Raw genomic sequence first — 9,548 nt, forward strand, 5'->3', positions numbered from 1 at the left:
CGTGCTGCTTGCGACGCTTCACGTCCTCTTTTCCGCCGGAGTGCTGGTCAGTCGTCCCGAGTGCGCCGGATTAGTTTTTTTGCTTTGGTTTTATGGGGAAGGAGGAGTCGGGCTCGGCCGTTTTGGCGAGCCCGTTTTTTTGGGGGGCGGCCTTTGTGCAGCCATGATTTGCAGAATTGCGAATTTCCGCGGCAAAATTCGCAATCATGAAAATGCTGCCGCGTCAACGGCGTTGTCACGGCGGCAGAAGTCTCATGTTTACAATGCCGGCAGCTTTTGGAGATGTGGCACTGGCCTTGCAGGCGCAGGTGACGACTGCGCTGGTGTGAGTGAAGTAGATGGTCCTGATGCGAAACAGACCCAGTCGCAGAGAAGTGGAACCCGCAGACCAAGCCAGACGCAATGAATGATGGAAATGAGCTTGTGCGCTGGCTTGCGTTGGGTCACCTTCCATCGCTGGGAGTCGGCCAGCGAGGATTACTTCTGTCAGCTTGTGCAGGCGAGGTTGTCGTCCTCTTGAATCGCATCGTGCGGACCTAGCACGATTGGCTTATCGGCCGAATCTAGAGGCAAGTCAATTCCTGCATGAGCGCCCTCCTGTTGATGGTGGCTGGGATGAATCCTCATCCCAGCCTTTTTTATGTGAATGAATCAGCCCGCAGTCTGCCTTGATAAGCAAGGTCCGGGGTCCCCGAATCGCGCCGCCAGACACGATTCCCATGCGCGAAGCACATAACGAGTCACGAATTCGTGGCGTTGGGTCAATTGCCCCAACCTGCTGGGGGATCCTGCACGATTTCGCCCGCCGGCACAGTCGTTGAGCTGCCCGCATGAAGACTGCTCCCGGAGGTTACGGCGGCACAGTTCACTTGAAGGTGACTAGCGTGCATGCCTGGCCTGCACCAGACCTTGCGGCCGGACGGGTAGTTCTCTGCTCCCCCAATTCTTTTAGTCTCCGGCCCTTGCGGGCCGCGGTCAAAGTCAATAAACTCGAGGTTGTCACAGTGCCCCGCCAGAGAGCAGGACTGAGGTATCAAAGCAAAACTGCAGCAGGGCCGGTGTGTCAAAGATTGAGCACGAAATTTGCGCTCTTTGGGATTCCGGAGCAGATGCGACATTTTCTTGGCAAACACAGGAGGTGCAAAGTTCGTCAAAGCCAGCATCTGCCTTTGGCTACGCCAATTCGGCCGGGCGTAGGTAGTTTTGCCAGAGCCGGTTAATTCAGGCAAAACTCATTCTCACTGCAGCGCCGCCGTAAATGGGGATATGGTCGCCATGACAATTCCTGATGCGCAGGACCACAATCTCGCCGTGCCCGCCGCCTTGCGCCTCCTCCCGGAGAAATTGGAGGAGTTCATCCATTTCCTGCCCGATGCCCTGGTGGAAATCGATCTCTCCACGCAAAAACTCACTTATGCCAACCGCATGGCCTACATCCTGTTCGGCTATGACGAAGCGGAGCCTTTGGCGGAAATCAGACCGGAAGATGTTTTTGCACCGGGCGAATTCGAACGCGCCGCGGCGTTGATCGCCGCTTATCGAACCCAGGGCTGGGACCCTCATCGCGGCTACACGCGCACCGGCCGGCAAGACCTGCTTGATTTCGAAATGAGAAAGAGGGATGGCGCTCCGTTTCACGCGGAAGTCCAGGCTTCCTTTGTCTTGAGCGAGAGCAAAGTTCCGGTGCGGCTGCGGTTGCTGTTTCGGGACGTCAGTGAGCGCCGCCGCGCGGAACAGGCGCTGCGCACGGCGCACGAAGACCTGGAACAGCGTGTCTTGGAGCGCACGGCCGAATTGAGCCGGGTGAACGCGGCCTTGCAAGCCGAGATCGATTTGCACCGCCAGACCGCCGCGGAACTGAGTGAAAGCGAGCACCGGTTTCGGCAAATGGCGGAGAATATCGAGGCGGTGTTCTATCTCACCAGTCTCGATCATGCCGAGATGATCTACCTCAGTCCGGCTTTTGAGAAGATCTGGGGACGCACGGTGGCGAGCCTGCTCGATTCGCCGCAGCAGTGGCTGGCCGCCCTGCTCCCCGAAGACCAGCGCCGCTTGCAAGCGCTCATCGCCTCCCAGCCCGGGGGCGCCGTCTACGACGAGATCTACCGCATTGTGCGGCCTGATGGGACGATCCACTGGATCCGCGACCGCTGCTTTCCGATTCACCAGCCCCAGGGCAGGATTTTTCGCATCGCCGGCATTGCCGAGGACATTACTCCCTTCAAAGAGGCGGAAGAACGCTTGCGCCAGAGTGAAGAACGCTATCGCGCGCTGTTCGAAGACAATCCTTCCATGTACTTCACCGTGGACGCCGCCGGCAGCGTGCTCTCGGTGAATCACTTTGGCGCGGAACAACTGGGCTACACGGTGGAGGAATTGCTCGGCCAGCCGGTTTTCCTGGTCTTCCGACCGGAAGATCGGGCCGCGGTCGAGGCGCAGTTGCAGACCTGTCTGGCGCAGCCGGGCCAGGTTTTCCAGTGGGAAATGCGCAAAATTCGCAAGAGCGGAACCCTGCTGTGGGTCAAGGAACTTGGCCGCGCAGTGCAGCATGCCGACGGTCAGCCGGTGGTGTTGATCGTGTGCGAAGACATAACCGCGCACAAGCAGGCCGAGACCGTCATGCGTGAGAGCGAGAAGTTCCTGGCCACCGGCCGGATGGCGGCGCGCATTGCGCATGAGATCAATAATCCGCTCGCCGCCATCAAGACGGCGCTGCGTCTGGTGGGCGGCGCCGTGCCGCCGGAGCATCGCCACTTTCACTACGTCGCCAAAGCCGACAAGGAAATCGACCGCATCGCCGACATCGTTCGCCAGATGCTCGCGCTCTACCGTCCCGGCCAGGAGGCGAGAACCGAATTCGATTGCAATCACACGCTGCAAGAAGTGGTGGCCCTGATGCGCTTGCTCAGCAAGCAGCGGCGCGTGGACATTGCGCTGGAAACTCAATGCGAAGCCGGCACCCTCCGGCTGCCGGAAAACCACATCCGCCAGATCATGTACAATCTTCTGCAAAACGCCGTGGAAGCCTCCCCGCCCGGGGAAACGGTGCAGGTGCGGGCCAAACTGCACGCCGGCCGGCTCGTGATCACCGTGAGCGACCGCGGCAGTGGCATTACCGCCACCGTGGCGGAGCAAGTGTTCGAACCGTTCTTCACCACCAAGGGCGACTCGAGCAGCAGCGGCATGGGACTGGGCCTGTCGATCTGCAAGAGCCTGGTCGATTCGCTGCAGGGCAGCATCACTTTCAACAGCACGCCGGGCCAGGGCGCCGTGTTTACGGTCGAACTGCCGGTGCCGGTCCGGGGCGCAACGGAGAATTCCCATGAATGACAGCGGCCGCATCCTGATTGCGGATGATGAAGATCTCTTCCGCGAAGCAACCGTCGAGGTGTTGCGCGAAGAGGGCTATGCTTGCGACGGCGCCGTGGATGCCTATGCGGCGGCAGCGCTGCTGCAGCAGAAGGAGTATGATTTGATCATCGCCGACATTCGCATGCCCGGCAATGAAGACCTGGCCTTGTTCAAGAGATTGCAGGAAGCCAAAAGTGAGACACCGGTCGTTGTTGTTACCGGCTATCCCGGGTTGGATGCCGCCCTCCCGGCAACGCGGCTGTCCGTGGCCGGCTTCCTGGCCAAGCCAATCGACATGGACACGCTCCTGCACTTGACGCAGGAGTTGCTCAACTCGCCTCGTGCGGGGTCCGCGCATTCCTCCGGCAGAGAGCCGGCAACCAGCCCGACCGTGCCCGGCGACTCCTGGCCACTGCTGCCTGCGGCGGCCGCACAGACCGTACCGCTGTCTGCGGGACTGGATACGCCTGCGCTTGCGTCACGGCCCGTGGCGACGAAGGCTCTCCCACCGGCCGGAGCTGCGGACCTCATCGAAGGCATCGTGGGAGGCAGCGCAGTGATGCTTCATGTTTTCGAGCGGGTGCAGAAAGCCGCGCCCGGCGATCAAGGCGTGCTCATCTATGGCGAAACCGGCACCGGCAAAGAGCTGATCGCGCGCGCCATTCATCACCTCAGCCCGCGGCGGGAGTGCGGCTTTGTGCCGGTGGATTGCGCGGCGTTGCCCGCCAACTTGTTGGAAAGCGAATTGTTCGGCTACGAAAAAGGCGCGTTCACCGGCGCCACCGGCCGCAAACTGGGTTTGCTCGAATTCGCGCAAGGCGGCACGTTCTTTTTCGATGAGATTTCCGAGATGGACCCCGGCTTGCAGGCAAAATTGCTGCGCGTCTTGCAGGAACGGAAATTCCGCCGGTTGGGCGGCAAAGACCTTATCGACCTCGACGTGCGCGTCATTGCCGCCATGAATCGCAGCCCGCGCAAAGCCATGGCTGATGGCCGTCTGCGCCGCGACCTCTACTACCGGCTCAACGTCATTCCCATTTACCTGCCGCCGCTGCGCCGGCGTCGCGACGATATACCGCTGCTGGTGGAACATTTTCTCCACGAAGCGAACCAACGCCGGCATTCTCCCCCCAAGTGCCTCACGCCCGATGCCCTGGCGCTGTTGAAAAGCCAGCGCTGGCCCGGCAATGTGCGGCAGTTGAAGAATGTGGTCGAGCGGCTGGTGTCTCTCTCCACCGGACCTGAAATCGACGAGACGGATCTCGCCTCCTTCGTCCTGCGCGTAAAGCATGCGACCGACCCGGGAACCGTGAGCGTGCCCTATGCCGCGGCCCGGAAACGGAAGCTGAGTGAATTCGAGCGGGACTACTTCACCGAATTGATGAAACAGAGCGAAGGCGTGGTGGAGACGGCCGCCAAACTCTCCGGCCTGAGCGAGCGCACCATCTATCGCATGCTGCGCCGCTATGGCAAGCCTTTCTGAAGCTGTTGCTTGAGCCGGAGCGCCGTCAATCCCGCCCGCTGCGCAGTTGGTGTCCGTCCGAAAAGGTTCCCACCAGCCCGAACGAGCCGGAACCAAAGAAGGCAAAAGCGACTGCAAAGCCGCAAAGTCGCGCAAAGAAAAGATCCGAGTTTTGTCCTTCATGATTGCGCACAACGAATGATTGGGAGATCTTTGCGAACCTTTGCGGCTCTGCGTGAATTCTCCCGCCCAAAATGGAAAAGGTCGGAGATTTTCAGAATTGATACAGAACCCGCATCAATACGGGTCGAGAAAGCAGTCACCGACCAAATCTTTGCTTTTTTTGCAACGAGTTTGCTCTTTAGTGATTAGGCTGCGCCGAGGTTGCTAAAGCCTCGTGCTGCGGATAAGCTCTGAGACTTTCAATGCAACGGCCAAACCGTTGCAGGAACCTCTTTTTTGAGAATGCTGCAACTTCAGACGGAAGCCGGTTCTGCTGTTTTCTCTCTGCGCCGCCCTCACTGCCCTCCAGTTGCTGTTATCCCCTCCAGATCCACTTCTTCCTTCCCTTCCAGAGCCAGCACACCCGCAGGGCAGTGACAGTGCTGTCGCGGGCCTGACAGCCATGTCAATGACACTTGCTCAGCAAATTCATTGGTTTTCAGTCACTTGTTCAAATCGTCGTTGACACGCCTGTCACCGCTCGCGGGCCAGGTTGCCAGATCGCTTCCCGTCTTCCATTCCTCGCAGCGGGACTCGTAGAGTGATAAGAGTTGGAAATTAAGAGAATTGCGGGCACGGCGGGTGAATTGTCCCTAGCCGCAATGTTGCCACGCGTGCATGGCTGCCGTTTTGCATACATGAAACAATTGCATCGTGGGCCGCACCCAAAGCAGGAGAGGATATGCACACAGCAAGACCTGACCGGAAGGCTTCACTTTGGGGCAGAGCATGGACGTTTATGCAGCCCGTATACCCGAAACCACACCTCTCATCAGAACGAGGCGCAACGTGGACCGTGTTGGTGGCCTCGCATGATGAAGCGATTCAGAAGTGCGTGGCCCAAGTGCTGGCAGACCGGCAGAGCCGCATCGTCGTGGCGCCGAGCGTGAGGGCGTTTTTTGAAGAATTGGGCCGCCGGCAAGTGGATTTGATTGTGTTCGACGTCGGCTTGCCGCCGCTGAGCACGGTGGAGGCGTTCGCGGTGGAAAGGGTTCACCACCCGCGCATTCCCACCATCTTGCTGCAGGAACGGGAGGAGCTGGATGAGATTCGGGAGATTCTTGACCGGGGAATCATTTTCCGCATGTTGAAGCCAATCGAAGTTGCCAGCCTCAGGCAAATCTGTGATACCGTTCGCCAGCGCAAGGTTGCGGCCGCGAGCCATGAGCGGGACGAGAGCGTGTCGCTGTTTTTTTGAGTCACGAGAATATGTTTTGTGAAAGCTGGATGCCTGAGCGGCGGGTCATTTCACGCACAAATGGCAGGGCGGTGGGTGAAATCACCATCCACAGAGCAATAGCGCATCAAAGCAGCATTTGCGCCCTGCCTAAATTCAATTGAATCGGCAGATGATGACTGGGGGCGAATCCTTGCACGGGGTGGCACAGGTATTGAGATGGAAAACCCTCCCGGGCTTGGCATTCACCTCTGCGGGCTTGGCCCGGCGATTGATTTCAGTCTAATTCCTCTCAGTGTTTGAACTTCGACTCGGGAGGAGGGGGACAAATATCTCCAAAGTTACCTGCTCCGCTTCAGGAAACGGAGCGTTCGGTTCGCAGGAGGCAGGCGATGAATCTATGTCAAATTGTGAGGAACAGAGCCTTATGAGACGATTTATGCTCGCCCTTGTGGTCTTGCTCTGGGGCACTACCGGCTTTGCGCAAGCGCCCAAAGCTACTCTGGAGCAGGCCCGCAATGGCACCGCGAGTTCTCCCACCAGCCCGGTGGTTTTTCAAACCGGGAATTTGGGGAGTTCCAATTCCCACTATGTGGAAGGGATGTCGGCACCCTACCGTTTGGTGCTGGAGAATATTTCCCTCGGTGCGCACAATGTGATTATCGAGTGGGACATCAAGAACGGCGGCGCGCATGCCATCGACTACATTACGCATTATGACCGGCTGCAGCCACATAATTTCTCCCCACCGCACGCGCAAGAAGTGGTCAATCCGTTGAACGGATTGACCGGGCCCTTCGGCGGCCCGAGCACTTTCGCCATCCCGGCACCCAGCTCAGCGGGTTCGCCCGTGGCCGGGCAGCCGACCGCGGACTTCAATGCGCTGCCGGCCGGCGAGCGCAATATGACGATTTGGAATGGTTCGATTTCCAGCCTTTCCTATGTGAATCAAGGCAGTCTGACTGCGGCGCAGTCGGCCAGCAGCATTTCCATCGATTTCACGGCCACCAGCTCAACGGTGGTGATCGCGTGGGGCGGCCACTTGGCCAGCCGTTTGGTGTGGGGCGATGGCAATTCTGCCGGCGGAATCAGCGGCTCGCCCTTCCACATGCGATTGCTGGAGTTTGATGGATCGGGAGGAAATCAGGATCGTTCGATGCAGGCTGCAGCGGTTGCTCCGACTCCACTGGCTGATTTGAGCCTGGTGAAGTCGGTGAGCAATCCAACGCCCCTGGCTGGCTCCACGGTGACCTTCACGATTGCCGTCACCAATAGCGGGCCGGATGCGGCGACCAACGTGTCGGTCGCTGATGTGATTCCCAGCGGATATACTTATGTCGCGGGCAGCATCGCGGGCGGCACCAGCCGCACTGCGGCCGCGCCCAACTTGACCTGGACGATTGCCAGCCTGGCGAACGGCGCCACGACCAATCTTACTTTTCAAGCAGTAGTCAATGCCACGGGCAATTACCTCAATGTGGCACAAGTGACGGCTTCGGATCAAGAAGACCCGGATTCCACGCCCAACAACGAGAACGGTGCGCCTTATGAAGATGATGAAGACGATGCCACCGTTACTCCTACGCCAGTGGCGGATTTGAGCCTGTTGAAGTCGGTGGATAATCCGACGGCCAATGTTGGCTCGACGGTGACGTTTACCATCGCCGTGACCAACAACGGCCCGAGCACCGCGACCAACGTGAGTGTTGGCGATGTGATCCCGAGTGGTTTCACGTATGTCACGGGCAGTATCGCAGGCGGCACCAGCCGCAGTGATGCCACGGCGCCGACTTTGACGTGGACGATTGCCAGTCTCGCGAACGGCGCGAGCACGAACTTGACGTTCCAGGCTGTGGTGAATGCCACCGGCAGTTACACCAACGTGGCGCAGGTAACAGCTTCGGATCAGTACGACCCGGATTCCACGCCGAACAACGAGAACGGTGCGCCCTACGAGGATGACGAGGACGACGCGACGGTTGTCCCGACCGCAGTGGCGGACCTGAGTTTGGTGAAGACGGTGAATAACCCGACAGCCAATGTCGGCTCGACGGTGACCTTCACGATTGCCGTGACCAACAACGGCCCGAGCACCGCGACCAACGTGAGTGTTGGCGATGTGATCCCGAGCGGCTTCACGTATGTCACGGGCAGCATCGCGGGCGGCACGAGCCGCAGCGCGGCCGGTGCGCCGACGTTGACGTGGACGATTGCCAGTCTCGCGAACGGCGCGAGCACGAACTTGACGTTCCAGGCCGTGGTGAATGCCACCGGGAACTACACCAACGTGGCCCAGGTGACCGCCTCGGATCAGAACGACCCGGATTCCACGCCCAACAACGAGAATGGCACGCCTTACGAAGATGACGAGGACGACGCGACCGTTGTCCCGACCGCAGTGGCGGATTTGAGCCTGTTGAAGACGGTGAATAATCCGACGGCCAATGTCGGTTCGACGGTGACCTTCACGATTGCCGTGACCAACAACGGCCCGAGCACCGCGACCAACGTGAGTGTTGGCGATGTGATCCCGAGCGGTTTCACGTATGTCACGGGCAGCATCGCGGGCGGCACCAGTCGCAGCGACGCATCAGCGCCGACCTTGACGTGGACGATTGCCAGTCTGGCGAACGGTGTCACCACCAATCTCACCTTCCAGGCAGTGGTGAATGCCACGGGCAACTACAAGAACGTGGCGCAGGTGACAGCTTCGGATCAACCGGATCCGGATTCTGCACCGAACAACGAGAACGGTGCGCCCTACGAAGATGACGAGGACGATGCGACGGTATCGCCTTCGGCCGTATCAGACCTGAGCCTGGTGAAGACGGTGAACAACGCGACGGCCAATGTCGGCTCGACGGTGACGTTCACGATTGCCGTGACCAACAACGGCCCGAGCACTGCGACCAACGTGAGTGTTGGCGACGTGATCCCGAGCGGCTTCACGTATGTCACGGGCAGCATCGCCGGCGGCACGAGCCGTAGCGCGGCCGGTGCGCCGACCTTGACGTGGACCATTGCCAGTCTGGCGAACGGTGTCACCACCAATCTCACCTATCAAGCAGTGGTGAATGCCACCGGCAATTACACCAACGTGGCGCAGGTGACAGCTTCGGATCAACCGGATCCGGATTCGGCCCCGAACAACGAGAACGGTGCGCCTTACGAAGATGACGAGGACGATGCCACAGTATCGCCTTCGGCTGTATCAGACCTGAGTTTGGTGAAGACGGTGAATAACCCGACAGCCAATGTCGGCTCGACGGTGACCTTCACGATTGCCGTGACCAACAACGGCCCGAGCACCGCGACCAACGTGAGTGTTGGCGATGT

Annotated in this window: 4 protein-coding genes; all 4 read left to right on the forward strand. The window is 59.5% G+C overall.

The window, feature by feature from the left end; genetic code table 11:
- Positions 1-1,275 precede the first annotated feature (1,275 nt).
- Complete coding sequence (locus tag L6R21_27010; protein MCK6562857.1) at positions 1,276-3,330, forward strand: PAS domain S-box protein; 2,055 nt, start codon at positions 1,276-1,278, stop codon at positions 3,328-3,330.
- Positions 3,323-4,834, forward strand: a complete 1,512-nt coding sequence (locus tag L6R21_27015; protein ID MCK6562858.1) for a sigma-54 dependent transcriptional regulator — start codon at positions 3,323-3,325, stop codon at positions 4,832-4,834. The genes L6R21_27010 and L6R21_27015 overlap by 8 nt, the downstream gene beginning before the upstream one ends.
- A gap of 1,003 nt (positions 4,835-5,837) precedes the next feature.
- Entirely contained in the window at positions 5,838-6,233 is a 396-nt protein-coding gene (locus tag L6R21_27020) for a response regulator (protein MCK6562859.1), read from the forward strand.
- Between the two features lie 406 nt (positions 6,234-6,639).
- Positions 6,640-9,548 (forward strand): DUF11 domain-containing protein (locus tag L6R21_27025; protein MCK6562860.1); only part of this gene is annotated, 2,909 nt, incomplete at its 3' end.

The sequence above is a fragment of the bacterium genome, assembly GCA_023150945.1.
In the GTDB taxonomy this organism is placed as follows: Bacteria; Zhuqueibacterota; Zhuqueibacteria; order Zhuqueibacterales; family Zhuqueibacteraceae; genus Coneutiohabitans.

Coding starts and splice junctions, on each gene's coding strand:
- L6R21_27010 (MCK6562857.1), top strand. CDS start 1,276: ATGACAATTCCTGATGCGCAGGACCACAATCTCGCCGTGCCCGCCGCC.
- L6R21_27015 (MCK6562858.1), top strand. CDS start 3,323: ATGAATGACAGCGGCCGCATCCTGATTGCGGATGATGAAGATCTCTTC.